Genomic DNA, 19,085 nt, shown 5'->3' with positions numbered 1-19,085 from the left:
TTTCGTCGCGCGTTCGGCGGCTGAATTTCGCGTGTAGTCTCGGCGTGCCGCGGCTGCGGGCCGTCAATCACCTTGGCCGACTGGCTATTTACAAAAGGGGCCATTGCGCGGTTCGGTGAGGCATGGCTGATCCGCTGAACGAACAGGACGTCGCGGCGCAGGCGCTGGCATTGGTACACCAGGCGGCGGGACCGTATCTGGATAGCCTGCCGGAGCGACTCGTGCACGATGCCACCCACGACCCACTCATCGACGACCTCGGCGGCCCACTGCCCGAGCACGGCAGCGGCGCGCTGGCGGCGATCGAGGAGTTGCTCGCGGTCGGTACCCGGGCGGCGGTGCACACCGCGGGGCCGCGTTTCTTCCATCTCGTTGTCGGTGGCGCGACCCCGGCGGCGCTGGCCGGTGACTGGGTAACCGCACTGCTGGACCAGAACTCGGGGCTGTGGGTCACTTCGCCGCTGGCGTCGCGCACCGAGACGGTCGTGCTCGGCTGGCTCAAGGACCTGTTCGGCCTGCCGCAGGAATACGGCGGTGTGCTCACCCCGAGTGCTACCTTCGCGAACCTGACCGGGCTGGCGGCGGCCCGCTACTGGTGGGCCGAAAAACACGGGGTGGATGTGGTCGCCGACGGCTTGGCGGGGCTGCCGCGGATGCCGGTGCTGACCAGTGGATATGTGCACGCCAGCACGCGCAAGGCGCTGCAGATTCTCGGCTGTGGCCGAGATACCTTGCGCACCTTCGTCCGCGACGATGCCGGGCGGATCGATCTGGCGGCGCTGGAGCGAGCGCTCGTCGAGCTCGACGGCGCGCCCGCGGTGCTCGTCGGCAACCTCGGGGAGGTGAATACCGGCGACTCCGATCCCATCAACGATCTCGCCGATCTGGCCGAGCACTACCGGGCGTGGCTGCACGTCGACGGCGCGTTCGGACTGTTCGCGGCGCTCTCGCCGCGCACGGCGCATCTTGCCCGCGGCGTCGAGCGAGCCGACTCGATCACGGCCGACGGCCACAAGTGGCTGAATGTGCCTCAGGAGAGCGGGTTTTCGTTCATCAAAGACAACTCACTGCTAGGCAAGACATTCGGCGGCTGGGGCGCGGCCTACCTGCCGACACTCGACGACGACCAGATCAGTTACAACATGCACGGCCCCGAATCCTCCCGCCGTGCAAGGGCATTCCCGATCTGGGCCACGCTGCGAGCCTACGGCCGCGACGGTTACCGAGAAATGGTGGAACGCCATCTCGAGGTGGCCGCCCACCTCGGCCGAACCGTCGACGACGCAGCGGATTTCGAACTCCTGGCCCCGGTGCAGCTGTGCGTCGCCTGCTTCCGCTACCGCCCGCCGGGGGTGCCCGAATCCGAACTGGACGCCCTCAACGCCCGCCTCGGCGCGGCCATTCTCGACGACGGCCGCGTCTACGTCGGCACCACCACCTACCGAGGCATGACAGCTTTGCGACCGACCTTCGTGAACTGGCGCATCACCGAACCCGAAGCGGACCTGCTGATCCAGGTGATTCGAGAGATCGGACCTGGACTATGACTATCAGGACAGGAACCGCAGAGTCGAGTGCGCGCCGCTTCGGAGGGCCTCGGTGTGCGCGTCGACGTTGATGGCGTCGCTCAGGGTAGAGCCGGCATTCAATTTCGCGACGACCCCGGCCTCGGCCTCCTTGACGGCCGCAGCGGCATCGAGCAGCGCTTCGATTCGATCGGGCTCGACAACGATCATGCCTTCCTCGTCGGCAAGGATCAGGTCACCCGGAGCCACCGACACGCCACCGCAGCTCACCGGGACCTGGAGTGCACCGAGCTGGGATGTGGTCCCCGCCATGGGAGTGACGAATCGACTGTAGATCGGCAGTCCACAACCACGGACGTACCCGATGTCACGATACCCACCGTCGACGATGATCCCGCCGAGCCGCCGGACAACCGCGCCGCGGGCGAACATCTCTCCGGCAAAGGCGATTTCGCTCCCCCCGCCGTCTACGACGATCACCTCGCCGGGTGCCGCGGACTCGATCGCCCGCAACACACCGAAGAAGTCCCCCCGACACCGCACCGTGAACGCGGGCCCCGCCACCCGCACCTCAGCCGACCGCGCCCGAATCCCGCTGTCCATCACCCGAATCGACTTGTCGGCATCGCACAGCGCGGTCGTGTCGACAGAGCGAAACTTATCGACAAGCTGATCGGCCAGCATCGGCGCCGCCCCTTCAAGGCTCGGAGTGTGCAGTCCACCCGACCTTAACTTTCCCGACCTAACACCCGCTGCCGGACCCGCCCGGCGGCGATATTCTCGGTGCCAAGAGAATTCGGGTTTCCACCTACCTGGTCATCGCGTGCGATGCTGGATACCAGCCGAAGCGGATGGGAGACCGAGGAGGCCGGGTGGGGAATTCACGTGCGCAACGCATCGCCGATCGACTCGTGGTCGAGCAGCAACGGTTGGTGTCGGCGTTCGAAAAGTTCGACGAGACAGGACGATTCCGCGCCGCGCCCTGGGCGCGGTCGACGCTCGGCGGCGGATTGGCCTGCGTCTTGGAGGGTGGGCAGGTCTTCGAACGGGCCGGAGTGAACGTCTCGTTGATCAACGGGACGGGCCTTCCGGAAACCGCCGCTACCGGATCAGATATCGCTGGCAAACCGTTCACCGCCACCGGAATATCCCTCGTCCTGCACCCGGCCAACCCGTTCGCGCCGTCCTTTCACGCGAACTTCCGTTACTTCGAAATCGACTCCACCACATGGTGGTTCGGTGCGGTCTGCGACCTAACGCCGTCCTACGGATTCGATGAAGACGCCGTCCACTTCCACCGAACCCTGCAGAACTGGTGCGCTCGGCACGGCCCACACTGGTACCCGACCGGCAAGATCGCCTGCGACGAATACTTCCGCATCCCCCACCGCAGCGAAATGCGCGGCATCGGTGGAATCTTCCTGGACCGCCTCACCGGCGAATTCGAGCCATTACTCGCGTTGCTGACCGACGGCATCTCCACCATCCTGCCCGCCTACCTACCCATCCTGCGGCGCCGCTGCCCCATGCCCTACGGCGATCGAGAGCGAAATTGGCAGTTGCTCCGCAGAGGTCGCTACGTCGAATTCAACCTCGTCCACGACCGAGGAACCCGCTTCGGCCTACAAACTCAGGGCAATACCGAAGCGATCCTGATGTCCCTACCACCTATCGCCACCTGGCAGTTCGACACCACCCCCGCCCCGAACACCCCCGAAGCTGATACCGCCCGTTTCCTCCAACCCACCGACTGGGTCTCGGAACCCGACGCCCCGATCAGCTGAATCACCGCGAATTTCGGAGTCATCGGTCGTGCCCGGAGCGCGCTCCATTTACCGCACACATAAGCCGATCGGGGCATATTTTCCGCCGTCGCCGTATTTTTCGGCGGGACCAGGCCAACAATTAACGGACTGCCAATTGTTCTGGAAGCTGGGCGTTGACGTCGATTCCGCCCAGCGTTGAGGTGAGCCTCCACACCCGACCGTCAACTTGTATTTTTTGCCCTGAGTGTTGAAATTCCAACCCTGCCGACTACCTCGCCCCGACCGGTTTGCCCAGCCGCTGTTACCGCCCTGGACCTCCACCCATACGCCGACGACATTGCTGCCATCAACGCACGTCGCACTACCAGAGTTCGCCGCGTTTGCTTGACCAGGTATCGCCAGCGCGAGCCCTATTCCCATCGCTACTGTTGCGGACACCGCATATTTTGCCCTACCCACGAGCCGCCTTTCGATTGACTTATAAATGTCAAAAAGGACGGTATCCGGCAGCTATCCGGCCGACAATCCGCTGTTCGACTGACATCGTGGGCCGACAAAGAATCCCACTACGACTCACCGAGAGTTCCGAAGTATCGGTCGATCGGCGTACAGACCTGGAACGGTGCGCTGCGTACGGTCATATTGCGTGGCAAAAGCTATCGCCACCAGCACGTATGAAGGAGCACCCTGCCATGTCCAGTCAATCCCGCGATCCCAACCAAAGTGCCCGGACGATCGGCAAACTCGCCTTCTGGGTACCCCTCGGCGTCGTGCTCGGCATCCTGGCCGGCCTGCCCATCGGAGGCATCCTCGCCGCCATCTTCGGGCCCGACAGCCTCGTCCCGATGATCGTCGTATGCGCCATCATCGGCGGGCTCGGCGGTGTCAAGTACACGACCGACCACCTCGGCCGTTGAGCGACTGGGATATTTCGGGCCAGGGGCCTTGTCCGCGCTCGCTCACAGACGGGAAAAGACGGCGCGCAAAAGTGGGGGGCTTCCCGGTAGGAATTCGACCTTTATTGCGGGGTCGGCGGCGGCCGCGAGGGCGGTGATCGCTTGCGGGCGGTAGGCGCGGAGCATGCTGATGATGGCGTCGTGCAGGAATGGCAGGATGGTCAACGGACCCTTGCGCAGTGCACCCGGCGCCGCGATGAGGACGCCAAGCGCGGGGATCAGCGGGAGTACCGGCGTTGGTAGGCGGGCCAGGTCGATCACCAGGAATTTCGTGCTGATACGGGTGGCTTCGGCGATGGCGCGCGCCGCGAGTGCAGGGCGTAGATGGTGAAACGACATGGCGAAAACGACTAGGTCATAGCTGTTGTCGGGTGCGTCTATGGCGGTGGCGTCGACTACCTTCGTGGTCGCGCGTTGCTGCCCGCCGAGGGACTTCTCGATGTTGGCGACCGAGGTGGGGTCCAGGTCGGTAACGGTCACCGTAGCGGTGGGGTGCAATTCGAGGATCTTCGCCGACAGTTTCCCATGTCCCGCACCGAGTTCCAGAATTCGCGGGCTGTCGATGCCGACGACCGATGCCAGTGCCGTGCGGGCATTGTCCTCGTGCCAGTCCTGCCGGTCGAGCTCGCCGATGACCACCTGTTTGATGCGATCCGACACATCGTAGCGATCGATGTACTCCAGCACATCAGTCTGCATCCGCCGATCGAGCCATGAGGCATTCGGGCCGCCGCGCGGCATCGTCTCGATGTCGACGACATATGATTGCTGCTCACTCATGACGTACCAAAATCCCTCACTCGCCGGTGTTTTCACGGTACCGGCTACAGGTATCCTGGCCGAGCTAACGAGCGTTGCCCGCGATCGGAACTCCGGTACGTTCGGCCTGGGCAAGCGACGCAGGCGAGTCGGTGCTGTGCGCGGCGGTTTGCGGTATAGCGGGCGGCATTTCGGCCGTCGGCGGGGGTTGGTAGTCGGCGAGGATTGCGGTACCCCACACGTAGGGGTCTGCCTGGGCGCTGCCGAATGGCGACCAAGCCAGGCGGGTCTGGCCGGTCTTGTCGTCGGTGTCGGAGTCATAGACGAGGACGTTCATCGCGAACCTGGCGGGATCGACCGGTGCGGGCAGCGCGGTGAGCGGGATCTTCACCTCGACCGAGTAACCGCGGTACGGCTCGGTGACGAGCGCGGCCACCTGCATCCCCGGTGGCGTCGCGCCCTGATGATTGTCGGCGTCGCGCTCGGCCGCCGGGCCGTTTCGGGTGTACGGCAGGATGCCGGTCTTGAAAGTGGTTGAGGTGTCGTCGGAGTCGCCGCGAGGATCGATCGCGATCTCGACCGAGTCTGTGCGCCAATGCCTTTTGATGTCATCGGCCGACAGCTCAGCGCCCTTTCGGTCGTCGGTCACGTTGACCAACACGTACAGGTCGTCATCGTGCCTGGCCAGCTTCGCGGTCCCCGCGCAACTACCGCCGCCTTGCCAAACTGCAAGCGGCAGTTCAGGTCCCGGGTACTCCCCTGGCCCCTCTGAACCGTTCAAGACCGGCGCGGTCGCAATGGCCGGGATCGTAGTGGTCAGGTTCGGCGGATAGTCCGGCTGGACACGGTTGGCCAACCACGGCAACCCGATTCGGTCGGCCCAGTCAGCGAACTCGGCGTACAACGGTTTCAGTCCAGCTTGCCGGTGCACTGGCACCTCGACGTACCGGCCGTCCTCGGCCAGCACGGTGAACCAGTCGGAGTCGAGCTGCTGCGTATCCGTCGGTACCTCAGCGGGTTTCGCGGCGAAACCCTGTGTCAGATATAGCCGAGCCGCGTCACGCTCCACCTGCGCCCAGGTCGCATCGTGCCGGCGCGAGCGCACTCCGGACCACACGCCCATGACCGGCAACCCGGAGGCCGGATCGGTGCGCCGTTGCCCGGGTGCGTCCGGTCCGAGCAACGAGTCGAAGCCATAGTTCTGCGCAAGGAGCCTGGTGGGATGCCACGGCGCCAGCCCCTCATCGGTGATCTGCTCGGGGTATGCGTTCGGATCGCCCGCCAACCGAAACGCCTCGATCCCGAGACGTGCCGAAAGCTGATGTCCACCATGCTGATTGAACGGCCGAGGATCCATCACCACGATCGTGTGCGGAGTGGTCATGCGGACCAGCCGCACCAGCCTGGCCATGGTGTCCTCGCCCCAGATCCGCGCGGTCAGCGGCGCGGAGAGCGTGTACCAGAAGTCCGGCTTGTCGAGATAGTAGATGTTCTCGATCCCCGCGAGTGCGGTTGCTTTGCGTTCCTCGGTCTCCCGGATCAGACCCAATTCAGGCCCTTCCGCCAAACCCACCGCATTGCCGCCGCCCTCGCCACGCGTGACGGTGACGACGCCCGTTGTCCAACCCAGATCTTCGTGCCACTGGCCGAAGGTGGACAGGTTGCTTGCCTCATCGTCCGGATGCGCGCCGACGAACAACACGTCCGCATGAGCAGGATCCCCCGCCCCGCCCCTGCGCTTGTTGTCCGAGGAACAATTCGCGAGGACTAAGGTCGCGGCCAAGGCCGAGGCAAGGACAGCGCGCCGATTCAGTGTGGTCTCGAAGCCCGCGCCCGCCATCCCCTACCTCCAGTCGTTGCCCACCTTTTGTCGCACGTCGAATCACAACACATCGATCGTTGGATCCCGCACACCGGGAAGGGAGCCGCAGCGGCGGACCGCCAGCGATCAGATGGTTGAACAATGCGGCGGCATTGGACTCGAGGATCGTTTTTGCGGCACCAGGATCGATGAACGGGTCGTTGATGAAGTCGGTCGCGCGGACAAAACACGTCTCCGGCTTCATACGGGAAGTCGGTGCGGAGATCGGTGGGATATGGGCCAGCGCACGATCGAGGACCGTCGTGTTCAAGTACGACGCCAGCCATGTTCAGCTCGCCACTACGCGGTCTGTGCCGCACCAGAACGGCCACCGCGCGTAGTCAGGTGTCATACAAAGTATTGGGCCGAAACTTCACACGTCTGGCCCAAATGCGAAGATTCTTTACATATGCTTTCTAGTCGGCAGGCTCTGACCTGACCAGCAGTTCCAGGAAATCGCGGTTGATGAACAGCCGGTCGCGGCCGACCTTCATGTCTTGAAGCAGACCTGCTGTGACAAGGTCTTGCAGCCAAGCGGTCGCGGTCGGTCGTGAAACCTTGCAGCGCTCAACCACGGTTTTGATCCGACAGTAGGGCTGCTCGAACAGGATCGACTGCAACTCTGAGTTGGAACCACCTTTCGAGGCTTCACGGGCCCGCTGGTTGAACTCATCCTGCAGCGAGCGCATCGCATCGATCTTCCGCAGAGTCGCGCGTGACGTCCGCTCGATTCCGGTCAGGACGTACAGAATCCACTCTTCCCAGGAGCCCTCGGCAGTCACGCTACGCAGGAGCCGGTAGTAGTCCTGCTTGGTGTCGATGATGTATCGGGACAGGTACAGCACAGGCAGACGCAGCAATCCCGCCTCTACCAGCATGAGCACGTTGAGGATTCGGCCCGTCCGTCCATTGCCATCGCTGAACGGGTGGATCGCCTCGAACTGGTAATGCGCCACCGCCATACGAACAAGAGCATCCATCCCGTCGTCAGCGTGGATGAACCGCTCCCACTCGCTAAGCTTCTCAATGATCAGATCCTGGCCTTCAGGCGGGCTGTATGCGATATTTCCCGTAGCCGTGTTGCCGATCCGCGTTCCCGGCATCGCGCGGACCTTCATCTCCCGATTTTTGATGGTGCTGCACACCGCTGCGGCTGTTGCGGCGGTTAGGCCACGATCGAGAGTCGTCTGGAATCCGACCCGCAAGGCAGTTCTGTAACGCAATGTCTCCCGCGTCGCCGGGTCCGCACCCGCGTCATCCTCCAGGTGCCGGAACAGTGCGTCAGTAGTCGTCACAATATTCTCGATCTCGGAACTAGCCTGTGCTTCCAGCAAGGGGATCGTGTTGATCAGCACTGCGGGGTTCGGGATCGACACAACAGCTTGGTCAAGTTGGGCCAGTGCCGCGTTCGCACCGATCGCAGCCTTGAGCACAACTTTCGTCTCGAGTTCGTCCACCGTGGGCGGGAGCGGAAGTTCGTTGTACGGGACCTCGGGGCTCCAGTTCGACATGATACAAACCATCCCACAGATGTATTGACATGTAAAGAAATGGCCAAAAATATTACAGGTCATCCGGATAGGCAAAGTTACTTGCTTGGTTCTAGGAGCGAACAGCACGCGGAAGTCCTCGAATAACGCCGCCGCCCGCGGATACCGCTGCACACTTCGTGCCATGGCCGAGGAGTGCCGAGCTTGTCATGGATTAGGGCAACAAGAGTGTTCCGAATGTGGCTTCGCTGGGCGGCAGACCTGCAGCATTGCGGGGACACGGGACCAGGACGTGCACCGAGTGCCGTCGGTTCCGGAATCGACCCTTTGGATGATGAACGAACGTGCTTGATATGTCTCGGCAGCCAACAAGAGGATTGCGACACCCTGCCACGGCTTCGGCTCGGAAACATGTCCAGAGAGTGCGTGGGCCACTTTGATTGCACCAGTTGCGCGGCAGCGGATGGACATGATCGAACAAGAACGAAAGGCCCGGTCCCTGTGGACCGGGCCTTGGCGGTGGAGCTGCCGGGAATCGAACCCGGGTCCTCTGCCGCGTCTCCAGGGCTTCTCCGTGTGCAGTTCGCTGTGTCTCTACTTGGATCTCTGGGTCTCGCGAACAAGCTCAGATGACGATCCCAGTCGCTGTTTGATGTTCCGTTCTGGTCCGCGACCGGCCAGGACGGTAAGTCCCTCTAGCTGATGCCAGTACCCGGGTCGAGGGACGAACCCGGACTGACAGACTTGCTCTGCTACTTAGGCAGCGAGAGCGAAGTCGCGCTGATTGGAATCGGCGCTTAATTGGTTGCGATGACGCTTACGGTGGTCTCTCGCCTGCACCGACACGCTTCCCCTGAATCTACGTACAAAGTCGAAACCGTTCAGCCCCGTACGTCCCGGCACCTTGCCGGGCTGTTCATGTTAACACCGGCCAGAGCCCGGTTCTTCCCATTATTCGGCGGGTGTCCTCACGCTGCGGCGATTAGCCCGACCGCGACGAGGGCGAGCACCATGCCGACCTGTTGCTGACGACCGACGCGTTCGCCGAGCAGCACCATCGCGAGCAGGACAGTGGCCGCCGGATACAGCGAGCCGATCACGCTGACGAGGGAGAGCAGTGAGCCGTGGAAGGCGTGCAAAAGCGCGATGTTGGCGACCACGTCGAGCGCGCCGATGTAGCAGGCCAGCCGCAGCGGCTCGCCGCGCAAGCGCTTGAACTGTCTGGCCGACAACGCGGTCACCCACACCACCGCGGTGGCCGCCCCACGCTGGGCGAGCAACGGCCACAGCCCGGACGACGACGCGGTCTGGTGCAGGAAGACGAACATGAAGCCGAATGCGAGTCCGGATCCGATGGTCAACAGGGCGACCTTCTTGGTGAATCGCAATTCGCGCCCACCGGTGATCTCCTCGGTGACAGCGTCCGGCGATTCCCGGCTGACCAGCAGCACGGCGACCAACGCGAACGCGATACCGATGAAGGCGAGCAGCCCGGGTCGCTCCCCGATCACCAGCCCGACCAAGACGGGGACGCCCGCAACCAGCACCGCCGTCAGCGGTGAGACGACGGCCATCGGGCCGCTGGCGAGTGCGGCATAGAACCACCAGACCGCGACACCGCCGGCAAGGCCGGCCGCAAGACCCCACCCTATCGATGCGGCGTCGGGAGTCCCGTCGACGAACGGCAGGAGCAGCAGCACGAGTAGTACCGAAAGCGGGTAGGAGTAGATGACGACCCGCAGCGCGGTCACCTTTCGGGCCGCGACACCGCCGTAGAAGTCGCTCACGCCGTAGCCGAGGGCGGCTACCAGCGCCAATAGGATGGCAGTCAGCGCATGCCTTTGATCCGCCGCCCTAGCTCACGAGTGACCTCGCGCTCGGCGTCACGCTTCGCCAGATCCTGACGCTTGTCGTAGTCCTGCTTGCCCTTGGCGAGGGCCAGTTCGACCTTGACCTTGCCGTCGGAGAAGTACATGGACAGCGGCACCAGCGTCTGATTGCCCTCCCGCGACTTGCCGACCAGGCGGTCGATCTCGCGCTTGTGCAGCAACAGCTTCCGGATCCGGCGCGGCGAATGATTGGTCCAGGTGCCGTGGCTGAACTCCGGGATGTGCAGCCCACGCAGCCACACCTCGCCGTTGTCGACCGTCGCGAACGCGTCGACCAGCGAGGCCTTGCCCTCACGCAGGCTCTTGACCTCGGTGCCAACCAGCGCGATCCCGGCCTCGTAGACGTCCAGGATCGTGTAGTTGTGCCGCGCCCGGCGGTTGGTCGCGATGACCTTGCGCCCCTGTTCCTTCATAACGATCAACCTTAAGTGACGCGGCAACCGGATTATTCCCAGGTCGTGGCGCGGCACCCGCGGTACTAGCCACCGGGGCGCAGGGTGACCCAGAGGGTGAGCAGCGCGATGAAGGCGGCGACCAGCAATACCGTGGAAAATCGGGGTCTGCCGGGTCGCGGGGGCGGGCGATGCCGCAGCCATACACCCTCCACGGTCGGGTCGATCCCCCTGCGGGTGTTCGGCGGCGCGTCCGGAACCTCGGAGCTGGGGGAATTGCCCGACGCGTCGCCCCCGTCGTCCGGGCCGTCACCGGTAGCCATAGCGAGCACGGTAGCCCGCACGGCCGCGACACGCCGCAATTCCCGCGTGCCGCAACAGAGTTGGTATTCAGACGAGACGTCGGGCGAAGGCCTGGGTTGCTGCCCCGGTCGAAACGTCGACGGTGAACACGCGCAGGTCGACGGCGGTCGGGGTGAGATCCAACACCATGAAACCGAGCTCGTGATAGTTCTCGAACAGCGCGGGGTGGCGGCCACGTGGGGTGATCGCGGGTTCGGCGGAAACGGTCTTGGCGGCGGCGCCGGACACGATCTGACGAGTGCCTTTGGATTCGACGGTCGGCTCGAGCACCTGGAGCGAATGGTCGTGCCCGGACAGCAGGAACTGGCAGGCGCCCGCGACGTGTTCCTCGATGAAGCGCTTCACGTGGATGCCGTTGATCGGTTCGATAGGCAGGTTCTCGTAGCGGCCCGCGTCGCCGTGCGGGCCGTTGTTGAGGTACGGGTGATGGGTGCAGGCGATCTTCCAGGTGGGGTCGGATCCGGCGATCGACCGGTCGAGCCACGCGCGCTGCTCATTCATGAACGGCCCGTCGACCGCCCAGTACGGCGAAAGGATCGGCGGAATGTAGGCGGCGAGCGGATTGAGATCGAGGACGAAGAACTCGACAACGGGGTTCTGCTCCGGCACCCGCACCGAGTAGTACCGGCTCGGCATCCACCAGCGCGGCGAGTTCGCGTGGTACTCGACCTCATGGTTGCCGCGCACCAGCCAGCCGCCGTCACCGGGCAGTACGGAACTGGTGTCGTGGTTGCCGAGCACCATCAACCACGGGAAATCCAGTCCGGCATTGGGGTTTTCGAACTTGTCGGCGAATTGGCGGTCGGTGCCGCTGTTCGGGCCGAGCTCGTAGATGTTGTCACCGAGGCCGAGCGCGAGGTCGACGGGTTCGCCGCGCTGGAACTCGCGCATCGCATTGGCGACCGCCCACTGGGTGCGTGTTCCGGTGCCCGCGTCGCCGGTCACCAGCACGCGAAGGCGGCGTCCGGTCGGGAAGGGAAACTTGGTGACACCGGACGCGATCGGCACCGCCTGCGCGGGCGAGAGGCCGACCAGCGACGCGACGCCCGCCGCACCTGCCAGAAAGCCCCTGCGACCAAAACTGTTGTCAGGCATGCGATGTCCTCCGCAGTCCGGTGCCCCACCCGGCGACCATCTTCGCCCATGGGGCGAGCGATGGCGATGCCGGGTGGGGCACCGGATCAACTGGGGAGAACTACTTCGCGGGGGCGACCGGCTTCTTGTTCCGGTCCAGGCCGAGCGCGTCGGACATGGTGAAGAACAGGTCCGTCTGATCGGTCAGACCGACCACGTTGGCGGCGTGCGGGCCGTAGGCGGCGACGCGCAGCTGGGTGCCGGTGTGCTCCTGCGAACCGCCGGCTTCGGCGTTGCCGTAGGAGACGCCCATCTCAGCGCCGTCCTTGGTGACCACCTTGCTGGTCAGCGAGAGCGACTTGGTTTCCAGCGGCACGATCTGACTGCTGTGCGCGTGGTCGGCGGTGACGATCACCAGGGTGTTGCCGTCGTTCTTGGCGAATTCGAGCGCGGCCTGCACGGCCTCGTCGAGGTCGACGGTCTCACCGACCTGGCCACACGGGTTGGCGTTGTGGTCCTGCTTGTCGATCGAGGCGCCCTCGACCTGCAGGAAGAAGCCATCCTTGCGCGGCTCGAGCAGGTCGATCGCCTTGCGGGTCATGGTCGCCAGGTCGGGCTGGGCTGCGGCCCGCTCAGGGTTGGGCTTGCAGGTCTGGGCAGGCAGGTTGAGGCCGTTCTGCACCGCGTTGTCCCCGGTCCAGCGAACCGGCATGTTGCCGGAGCTGAACAGGCCGAGCACCGGCGCGTCCTGGTCCGCCTTGGCGACCGCGTCGAGACCGGTCTTGTCGGCGACGAGGTTGTAGCCGCGCGCCTTGGCCTGGTCACGCAGGGTCTGACCCTGCCACTGGCCGCCGGCCGCCTTCTGATCGAAGCTCTTCGAGCCGCCGCCGAGGGTGACATCGGCGCGCGTGTTGAGCAGTTGCTCGCTGATGGAGCCGAGGCCGCCCTTCTCCAGCGCGTTGGTCGGGCACTTCAGCGCCGTCTCCTCCGGGCCGTAACACTTGCGGTCGGTGACGTGCGCGGCGAGCACGGCCGGGGTGGCGTCCTGGATTTCGGCGGTGGTCACGTTGCCGGTGGCCTTGCCGTTGGCCTTGGCGATCTCCAGCAGGTTGGTCTGCGGGGCGCCCTTGACGTCGACGCCGATGGCGCCGTTGTAGGTCTTGGTTCCGGTCGACCACGCGCTGCCGCTGGCCGCGGAATCGGTGACGTAGTCCGGCTTGCCGGTGTTCTTGTCCAGCGAGTAGTGGGTGTACGAGCCGGTGAGCGGCAGCGCGTCGATCCCCTTGAAATAGCCGCCTGCCCCCTCGGCGACGTTGCGCGCCACGGTGATTTCGGAGTCGCCCATGCCGTCACCGATCAGCAGAATGACGTTCTTGGCCTGGCTGCCGTTGAGCGAGGCGCGCAGGGCGTCGGTCCGGTCGCCGGTGATGCGGCGCGCGCCACCGTTCTCGGTGACGGTGCCCTTGGCGTTGGGGGTGAGGAGATCGCCGTTGCCCTGCTTCGTGGAATCGGACGAACCGCAGGCGGCCAGGGTCCCGACGAGGATGGCGGCGCCAAGGATGGCGCCCGCACGGAACCGGCGGGGCATGGAACGCGACGAGACAGGGGGCATGAGCGAAAACTCCATTGTTCGTAGATACGTCGGTTGGTGGGAGCCTTGCGATCGCTTCTGAACAAAAAGGGCATAGCGGGCAACAGGGCGGTTACCGGACGATTTCCCATTAGCATGTCCGCATGAGTCGACTAACCGTGCGACAAGCGCATATCGCTGTCGCACAGCGACTTTCACCCGGAAGAGGGTGACCATGCAGCTTTCTGGGCGTTTGACCAGAAGGTGCAGAATGTCACTCTCCGGCCAGGACCTCCAACACTTGTTCGCCGTACTTGGCGAGCTTGTTCTCGCCGACACCGGTGACCTTGCCGAGTTCGGCCAGGCTGGTCGGCTTGCGCGCGACGATCTCGCGCAACGTGGCGTCATGGAAGACGACGTACGCGGGCACGCCCTGTTCTTTGGAGGTCGCGGCCCGCCATTCGCGCAGCCGCTCGAACACGGGCGCGTCCGCCGGTGCCATGTCGGCGGCCGGTGCTTTGCCCGACTTGGCCACACGCGCCGGTTTGGTCGGTCGTTCGCGTTCGCGGCGCAACAGCACCTGACGTCCTTCGAACAGCACCTCGTTGCTCGCGTCGGTGAGCGTCAGCACGCCGTAGTCGCCGTGCACCGCGAGCAGCCCGCCCGCGAGCAATTGACGCACCACGCCGCGCCATTCGATATCGCGCAGATCGGTGCCGATCCCGAAGACCTTCAGCTCGTGATGATCGTGCTGCAGCACCTTCGGATTCTTCTTGCCGAGCAGGATGTCGACGATGTGGCCGGCACCGAAGCTCTGGCCCCGTTCGCGTTTGAGCCGCAGCACCGTGGACAGCAGCTTCTGCGCGGGAACGGTGCCGTCCCAGGATTCGGCCGGGGTGAGGCAGGTGTCGCAGTTGCCGCACGACTGCTGGTCGTGCTGACCGAAGTAGTTGAGCAACTGCACCCGCCGACAGCTCACCGTCTCGCACAACCCGAGCATGGCGTCCAGGTGCAGCTGTAGTTGCCTGCGATGGGCGGCGTCGCCCTCCGAGGAATCGATCATCTTGCGTTGCTGCACAACGTCGTTGAGGCCGTACACCATCCACGCGGTGGAGGGTTGCCCGTCGCGGCCCGCCCGGCCGGTCTCCTGGTAGTAGCCCTCCACGGACTTCGGCAGGTCCAGGTGGGCGACGAAGCGCACGTCCGGCTTGTCGATGCCCATGCCGAAGGCGATGGTCGCGACCACCACCAGACCGTCCTCGCGGAGGAACCTGGTCTGGTTCTCCGCGCGGGTGCGGTTGTCCAGACCCGCGTGATACGGCACCGCGCTGACGCCGTTCTCGGTGAGGAACGCCGCGGTCTTCTCCACCGAATTGCGGGACAGGCAGTAGACGATGCCCGCGTCGCCCGCGTGCTCGGTGCGGATGAATTCCAGCAACTGGCGATCGGGCTTGTTCTTCGGCTCGATCCGGTACTGGATATTCGGCCGGTCGAAGCTGGCGACGAAGCGACGAGCCGCGCCGAGGTCGAGGCGCTGCACGATCTCGTCGCTGGTCTTGGCGGTCGCGGTCGCGGTCAGCGCGATGCGCGGCACATCGGGCCAGCGCTCGTGCAGCATGGACAGCGCCAGATAGTCGGGCCGGAAATCGTGGCCCCACTGCGAGACGCAGTGCGCCTCATCGATGGCGAACAGCCCCACCTTGCCGCGATCGAACAGCTGCGCCGTCGACTCCAGCCGCAGCCGCTCCGGCGCCAGGTACAGCAGGTCCAACTCCCCCGCCACGAACTGCGCCTCCACGGCGCGGCGCTCGTCCGGGAACTGGGTCGAATTCAGGAAACCCGCGCGCACGCCGAGCGCGCTGAGCGCGTCCACCTGGTTCTGCATCAAGGCGATCAGCGGCGAAATCACCACGCCGACCCCTGGCCGCACCAGCGCGGGGACCTGGTAGCACAGTGACTTTCCGCCGCCGGTCGGCATGAGCACCAGCGCGTCGCCACCCTCGACCACGTGCTCCACGATCTCGCGCTGATCACCACGGAAGCTGTCGTAACCGAAGACTCGACGTAGAACCTCTTGCGCCGCACCGGATCCGGCGCTCGCACCGGGATCGGTGTCGGTCGCCGTGGCCGCGAATGCATCGGTGGGAGTCACCCGGCCCATCCTACGAGCGCGCGCTCGCGGCGCTACCGGTACGTCGCCCGGATTTCCCAGCTCGGGTCTCGACTGGTCCACATGTGGATAAACAATCACCGGCTGAGCGACCCGGAAGCCCTGACCTGTGACTCCTGCCGATCGGCCGACATTCACCGCGCTGTCCATGTTTCGAGCTGCTGTTAGGTTGGCGCACATGGCAATAGGGATGGGGAGTGATCGAATTCGAGCGGCGCTGCTCACCGTGGCGGTCGCGGCGGGCATCGTCGCCGTGGCACCCACGGCGACCGCGGCGGACGCCTTGCCCGCGATGTGTGCGGCCGGCTGGGAGGCGACCACCCTGGTGGAGGGGGTGGGCAATCTGGAGAATCTCGACGCCGACGGGAACGGCGGGTTCTATGTCACCGGCATCGTCGACGGGTTTCTTGCGCATGTGGACAGCGCGGGTCGATTCGAGAAGCTGTTGACGGGACTGGACCATCCGGCTGGTGTGCGGGTCGCGGGCCCATTCGTCTACTTCTTGACCGGCGACGGGGTGACGGAGACTTCCGGCACGCTGCAGCGGTACGAGAAGACGACCGGCGCGGTGACGACCCTGCTAACCGGCCTGAACGGCCCCAACGGACTACTGCTGCTACCCGACGGTGATCTCCTGTTCACCACCATCGGCACCACCGGCACCCCGACCGGGATCGCCCGCTACCGACCGTCCACCGACGAGTACACCCGCACCTGGTCCGATCTGCCGCTGTCCAACGGCATCGCGTTGGCTCCTGACGGAAAATCCATCTACGCCGACAATTTGACCATGCGGATCTTCCGCATCCCCTTGGATGCCCCGGCGAATCAGGTTGTCGTCGCCGGGATCCCGAACCTGATCTCGGTACCGGACGACATGGAAGCCACCCGCGCGGACACCCTGTACGTCGCCGACCACGCGTTCGGCTCGATCAACAAGGTGAATATCTCGACCGGCGCGTCCTGCGCGATCATCACCGGCCTGATCAAGACCGGCCCGATGCGTAACCCACCGGACGGGACCACCTCGGTCCGCATCGCCCGCGACGGCGACAGCTGGGCTCTGTACATCACCAGCATGGACGGAACGCTGCGCCGACTACGGCCGCCGGCGGACATCGACCTCACGCCGGCCACGCCAACCCGGTAGAAACGAAGGAGCTTGCCCGGATTCCGAAGACGGATCGGCGGGCGTTCGTGGAAAGGAACCGAACATGCCGGAAGCGGCTCCGATGATCGTGGCCACGGCGGACGATGCCGAGGACATCGCCAAGCTGCGCGACCGGCTCGCGCAGTGGATGGTCGACAAAGACATCAAGGCGTGGGTGCCGGGCGAGTATCCCGCCGCGACGGTCGCCGAGGAGGCGGCGCGTGGCGAATGGTTCGTCTGGCGCGACGAAACCCGCGCACTGATCGGCGTGGTGCGCGTGATCTGGCACGACCCGGAATTCTGGGGAACCGACGATGCCGAGGCGGGTTACATCCACGGGCTGATGGTCGCCCCGGAATGGCGGGGAGGTGACCTCGGCGATCGGATCATCCAGTTCTGCGCCGATTACACCCTCGCCAACGGCATCACTCGGCAACGCCTCGACTTCTCCGCCAACAACTCGGTGCTCCGGAAGTACTACACCGCACGGGGTTTCACCGCGCTTCGCGAGGCACCACTCCCGCCCCGGTTCCACCTGCACGGCAAGCTCAACGTCGTACTGATGGAGAAGATGCTGGCCTGATGACCGGAACGGCCACCAGGTACCTCTACCTCGCCAGGCACGGCGAGGCGACACCGGACGAGAGCACGCTGAGCGAACGAGGTCGCAGCCAGGCCTGGCTGCTCGGTGAGCGGCTGCGGCACAGCCCGCTCGCACAGGTCCACCACGGTCCGCTGCCCAGGGTGGCGCAGACGGCGCAGCTGATCGTCGACCGCTTGGACGGGGTGCCGTTGCGCGCCGCGGCATCCGCGGGCGACTACCTGCCTTACCTGCCGCGGATGGACGAACTACCGGCGGAGTCCGCGGACGCCCTGCTCGGCTTCCTCGCCCAGTTCCCCGCCGAGCAGCGCGACCACGGACCTCGGCTGGCGCGGGCGGCCGTCGAGCAGTTCACCGGCCCGGTCGAGGGCGACGTACCGCGCCACGAGCTCGTCGTAACGCACGCCTTCCTCATCGGCTGGCTGGTGCGGGCCGCACTCGACGCGCCGAAGTGGCGCTGGATGGGATTCAGTCCCGCCAACGCCGCGCTCACCGTAATCCGTTACGCACCAGGCAGACCCGACTCCGTGCTGCTCTTCAACGACACCGGCCACCTCCCACCGGACCTACGGTGGACCGGCTTTCCGCCGGACCTGCACATCTGAGCAGGCTGTGCCTCGACCACACCGAGTGCGTGACCCGGCAGGCACAGCCTTAGCGCGCTACGACCCAAACCGAACTCGAACTCCGCGCCGACGCCCGTCAGCGACTCAGGGCTGCAAACGACTCAACGTCTCGTCATGCAGCAGACCGTTCGTCGCCACCGCGTCGCCGCCATGCGGCCCCGGCTGGCCCGCGAGCGATGTGAACCGCCCGCCCGCCTCACGAACCAGAATGTCGAGCGCGGCCAGATCCCACAGGGAGACTTCGGGTTCGGTCGCGATATCGAGCGCACCCTCCGCGAGCAGGCAATAGGTAAAGAAATCGCCGTAGCCACGCACGCGCCACACGTCGTCGGTGAGCGCGAGGAACTTCTCCCGCAACCCACGCGCACGCCACCCGGACAGACTGGAGAAACCCAGGCTCGCCGAGCTCAGCTCGCCAACGGCAGACACCGAAATCGATGTCGGCGCTTCGGCATCGAAGCTGCTCCAGGCGCCCGACCCTGCCGCCGCCCACCAGCGCCGAGACAATGCGGGCGCACTCACCACGCCGACCACCGGCACGCCGTCCACCAGGAGCGCGATCAACGTGGCCCAAATCGGCACGCCGCGCACGAAATTCTTGGTGCCGTCGATCGGATCGATAACCCACTGTCGCCCGGTGAACTCGGCGTCCCCGCCGAACTCCTCGCCGAGCACCGAATCGTCCGGTCGCTGTTCGGAAAGCACCTGCCGGATCGCCTTCTCCACCGCGAGATCGGCATCCGACACGGGCGTCAAGTCCGGCTTCGCGTCCACCTTCAGATCGAGCGCACCGAACCGGGCCCGAGTGATGCCGTCGGCGGCATCGGCCAACCGCAGCGCGAGTTCGAGGTCAGAAGAGTCCACAGCCACTCGCGCACCCTATCCGGTCACC

17 protein-coding genes and 1 other RNA gene are annotated in these 19,085 nt (G+C 65.2%); 6 read left to right on the top strand and 12 right to left on the bottom strand.

Going from position 1 to position 19,085, the window contains the following annotated elements:
* Positions 1 to 122: 122 nt before the first annotated feature.
* Positions 123 to 1,547: a pyridoxal phosphate-dependent decarboxylase family protein gene (locus ACIA8C_RS36430; RefSeq protein WP_397142804.1), complete on the top strand. Its 1,425-nt coding sequence runs from the start codon at positions 123 to 125 to the stop codon at positions 1,545 to 1,547.
* 3 nt (positions 1,548 to 1,550) lie between these two features.
* Here ACIA8C_RS36430 and ACIA8C_RS36425 read toward each other — a convergent pair whose 3' ends face one another.
* Positions 1,551 to 2,210, bottom strand: coding sequence for an RraA family protein (locus tag ACIA8C_RS36425; RefSeq protein WP_397142802.1), 660 nt, complete (start codon positions 2,208 to 2,210; stop codon positions 1,551 to 1,553).
* A gap of 188 nt (positions 2,211 to 2,398) precedes the next feature.
* Between ACIA8C_RS36425 and hemF the strand changes: the two genes are divergently transcribed.
* Positions 2,399 to 3,310: an oxygen-dependent coproporphyrinogen oxidase gene (gene hemF / locus ACIA8C_RS36420; RefSeq protein WP_397142800.1), complete on the top strand. Its 912-nt coding sequence runs from the start codon at positions 2,399 to 2,401 to the stop codon at positions 3,308 to 3,310.
* A gap of 674 nt (positions 3,311 to 3,984) precedes the next feature.
* Positions 3,985 to 4,209 carry a hypothetical protein gene (locus ACIA8C_RS36415; RefSeq protein WP_397142798.1) on the top strand — a complete coding sequence of 75 codons (225 nt, stop codon included), beginning with the start codon at positions 3,985 to 3,987 and terminating at the stop codon, positions 4,207 to 4,209.
* A gap of 42 nt (positions 4,210 to 4,251) precedes the next feature.
* On the opposite strand, the gene ACIA8C_RS36410 is transcribed toward ACIA8C_RS36415, so the two are convergent.
* The 10 genes from ACIA8C_RS36410 to recQ all read right to left on the bottom strand — a co-directional run bounded on the left by ACIA8C_RS36410 (position 4,252) and on the right by recQ (position 15,807).
* Positions 4,252 to 5,028: a class I SAM-dependent methyltransferase gene (locus ACIA8C_RS36410; protein ID WP_397142796.1), complete on the bottom strand. Its 777-nt coding sequence runs from the start codon at positions 5,026 to 5,028 to the stop codon at positions 4,252 to 4,254.
* A 64-nt stretch (positions 5,029 to 5,092) separates the two neighbouring features.
* A complete protein-coding gene (locus ACIA8C_RS36405; protein ID WP_397142794.1) occupies positions 5,093 to 6,847 on the bottom strand; it encodes a sugar-binding protein in 1,755 nt (584 codons plus the stop codon).
* 437 nt (positions 6,848 to 7,284) lie between these two features.
* Positions 7,285 to 8,379, bottom strand: a complete 1,095-nt coding sequence (locus ACIA8C_RS36400) for a Fic family protein (protein WP_397142792.1) — start codon at positions 8,377 to 8,379, stop codon at positions 7,285 to 7,287.
* A 496-nt stretch (positions 8,380 to 8,875) separates the two neighbouring features.
* Positions 8,876 to 9,247: a transfer-messenger RNA gene (gene ssrA, locus ACIA8C_RS36395) on the bottom strand.
* A 79-nt stretch (positions 9,248 to 9,326) separates the two neighbouring features.
* Positions 9,327 to 10,175, bottom strand: coding sequence for an EamA family transporter (locus ACIA8C_RS36390; protein ID WP_397142790.1), 849 nt, complete (start codon positions 10,173 to 10,175; stop codon positions 9,327 to 9,329).
* Between the two features lie 11 nt (positions 10,176 to 10,186).
* The gene (smpB, locus tag ACIA8C_RS36385) at positions 10,187 to 10,660 is read right to left on the bottom strand and encodes an SsrA-binding protein SmpB (RefSeq protein ID WP_357380491.1); all 474 of its coding nucleotides are present in this window, start codon (positions 10,658 to 10,660) and stop codon (positions 10,187 to 10,189) included.
* A 65-nt stretch (positions 10,661 to 10,725) separates the two neighbouring features.
* The gene (locus ACIA8C_RS36380) at positions 10,726 to 10,962 is read right to left on the bottom strand and encodes a hypothetical protein (protein ID WP_397142788.1); all 237 of its coding nucleotides are present in this window, start codon (positions 10,960 to 10,962) and stop codon (positions 10,726 to 10,728) included.
* A 67-nt stretch (positions 10,963 to 11,029) separates the two neighbouring features.
* A complete protein-coding gene (locus ACIA8C_RS36375; protein ID WP_397142786.1) occupies positions 11,030 to 12,097 on the bottom strand; it encodes a metallophosphoesterase in 1,068 nt (355 codons plus the stop codon).
* A gap of 100 nt (positions 12,098 to 12,197) precedes the next feature.
* On the bottom strand, positions 12,198 to 13,688 hold the full coding sequence (gene phoA, locus ACIA8C_RS36370; RefSeq protein WP_397142784.1) for an alkaline phosphatase: 1,491 nt from the start codon (positions 13,686 to 13,688) through the stop codon (positions 12,198 to 12,200).
* Positions 13,689 to 13,920: 232 nt separating this feature from the next.
* Positions 13,921 to 15,807 carry a DNA helicase RecQ gene (gene recQ, locus ACIA8C_RS36365; protein WP_397142782.1) on the bottom strand — a complete coding sequence of 629 codons (1,887 nt, stop codon included), beginning with the start codon at positions 15,805 to 15,807 and terminating at the stop codon, positions 13,921 to 13,923.
* A 187-nt stretch (positions 15,808 to 15,994) separates the two neighbouring features.
* On the opposite strand from recQ, the gene ACIA8C_RS36360 reads away from it, so the two are divergent.
* From ACIA8C_RS36360 to ACIA8C_RS36350, 3 genes are all read left to right on the top strand, one after another.
* On the top strand, positions 15,995 to 16,966 hold the full coding sequence (locus tag ACIA8C_RS36360; protein ID WP_397142780.1) for an SMP-30/gluconolactonase/LRE family protein: 972 nt from the start codon (positions 15,995 to 15,997) through the stop codon (positions 16,964 to 16,966).
* A 64-nt stretch (positions 16,967 to 17,030) separates the two neighbouring features.
* A complete protein-coding gene (locus ACIA8C_RS36355; protein WP_397142778.1) occupies positions 17,031 to 17,549 on the top strand; it encodes a GNAT family N-acetyltransferase in 519 nt (172 codons plus the stop codon).
* A complete protein-coding gene (locus ACIA8C_RS36350; protein WP_397142776.1) occupies positions 17,549 to 18,172 on the top strand; it encodes a histidine phosphatase family protein in 624 nt (207 codons plus the stop codon). Before ACIA8C_RS36355 ends, ACIA8C_RS36350 begins: the two co-directional genes overlap by 1 nt.
* A 105-nt stretch (positions 18,173 to 18,277) precedes the next feature.
* Here ACIA8C_RS36350 and hisN read toward each other — a convergent pair whose 3' ends face one another.
* Positions 18,278 to 19,063 (bottom strand): histidinol-phosphatase, encoded by a 786-nt coding sequence (gene hisN / locus ACIA8C_RS36345; protein ID WP_397142774.1) that lies wholly within the window; start codon positions 19,061 to 19,063, stop codon positions 18,278 to 18,280.
* Between the last annotated feature and the right edge of the window lie 22 nt (positions 19,064 to 19,085).

The sequence above is a fragment of the Nocardia sp. NPDC051321 genome (genome assembly GCF_044455225.1).
In the GTDB taxonomy this organism is placed as follows: Bacteria; Actinomycetota; Actinomycetes; order Mycobacteriales; family Mycobacteriaceae; genus Nocardia.
Note: the sequence above shows the minus strand (reverse complement) of the source record. Positions and strands in the feature narration are given on the sequence as shown.

Excerpts from the sequence above, each read along its gene's own strand:
- ACIA8C_RS36350 (WP_397142776.1), top strand. The coding sequence starts at position 17,549 with ATGACCGGAACGGCCACCAGGTACCTCTACCTCGCCAGGCACGGCGAG.
- ACIA8C_RS36430 (WP_397142804.1), top strand. The coding sequence starts at position 123 with ATGGCTGATCCGCTGAACGAACAGGACGTCGCGGCGCAGGCGCTGGCA.
- ACIA8C_RS36410 (WP_397142796.1), bottom strand. The coding sequence starts at position 5,028 with ATGAGTGAGCAGCAATCATATGTCGTCGACATCGAGACGATGCCGCGC.
- ACIA8C_RS36425 (WP_397142802.1), bottom strand. The coding sequence starts at position 2,210 with ATGCTGGCCGATCAGCTTGTCGATAAGTTTCGCTCTGTCGACACGACC.
- ACIA8C_RS36375 (WP_397142786.1), bottom strand. The coding sequence starts at position 12,097 with ATGCCTGACAACAGTTTTGGTCGCAGGGGCTTTCTGGCAGGTGCGGCG.
- smpB (WP_357380491.1), bottom strand. The coding sequence starts at position 10,660 with ATGAAGGAACAGGGGCGCAAGGTCATCGCGACCAACCGCCGGGCGCGG.
- phoA (WP_397142784.1), bottom strand. The coding sequence starts at position 13,688 with ATGCCCCCTGTCTCGTCGCGTTCCATGCCCCGCCGGTTCCGTGCGGGC.
- ACIA8C_RS36355 (WP_397142778.1), top strand. The coding sequence starts at position 17,031 with ATGCCGGAAGCGGCTCCGATGATCGTGGCCACGGCGGACGATGCCGAG.
- ACIA8C_RS36360 (WP_397142780.1), top strand. The coding sequence starts at position 15,995 with ATGGCAATAGGGATGGGGAGTGATCGAATTCGAGCGGCGCTGCTCACC.
- ACIA8C_RS36400 (WP_397142792.1), bottom strand. The coding sequence starts at position 8,379 with ATGTCGAACTGGAGCCCCGAGGTCCCGTACAACGAACTTCCGCTCCCG.
- ACIA8C_RS36380 (WP_397142788.1), bottom strand. The coding sequence starts at position 10,962 with ATGGCTACCGGTGACGGCCCGGACGACGGGGGCGACGCGTCGGGCAAT.
- ACIA8C_RS36405 (WP_397142794.1), bottom strand. The coding sequence starts at position 6,847 with ATGGCGGGCGCGGGCTTCGAGACCACACTGAATCGGCGCGCTGTCCTT.
- recQ (WP_397142782.1), bottom strand. The coding sequence starts at position 15,807 with ATGGGCCGGGTGACTCCCACCGATGCATTCGCGGCCACGGCGACCGAC.
- ACIA8C_RS36415 (WP_397142798.1), top strand. The coding sequence starts at position 3,985 with ATGTCCAGTCAATCCCGCGATCCCAACCAAAGTGCCCGGACGATCGGC.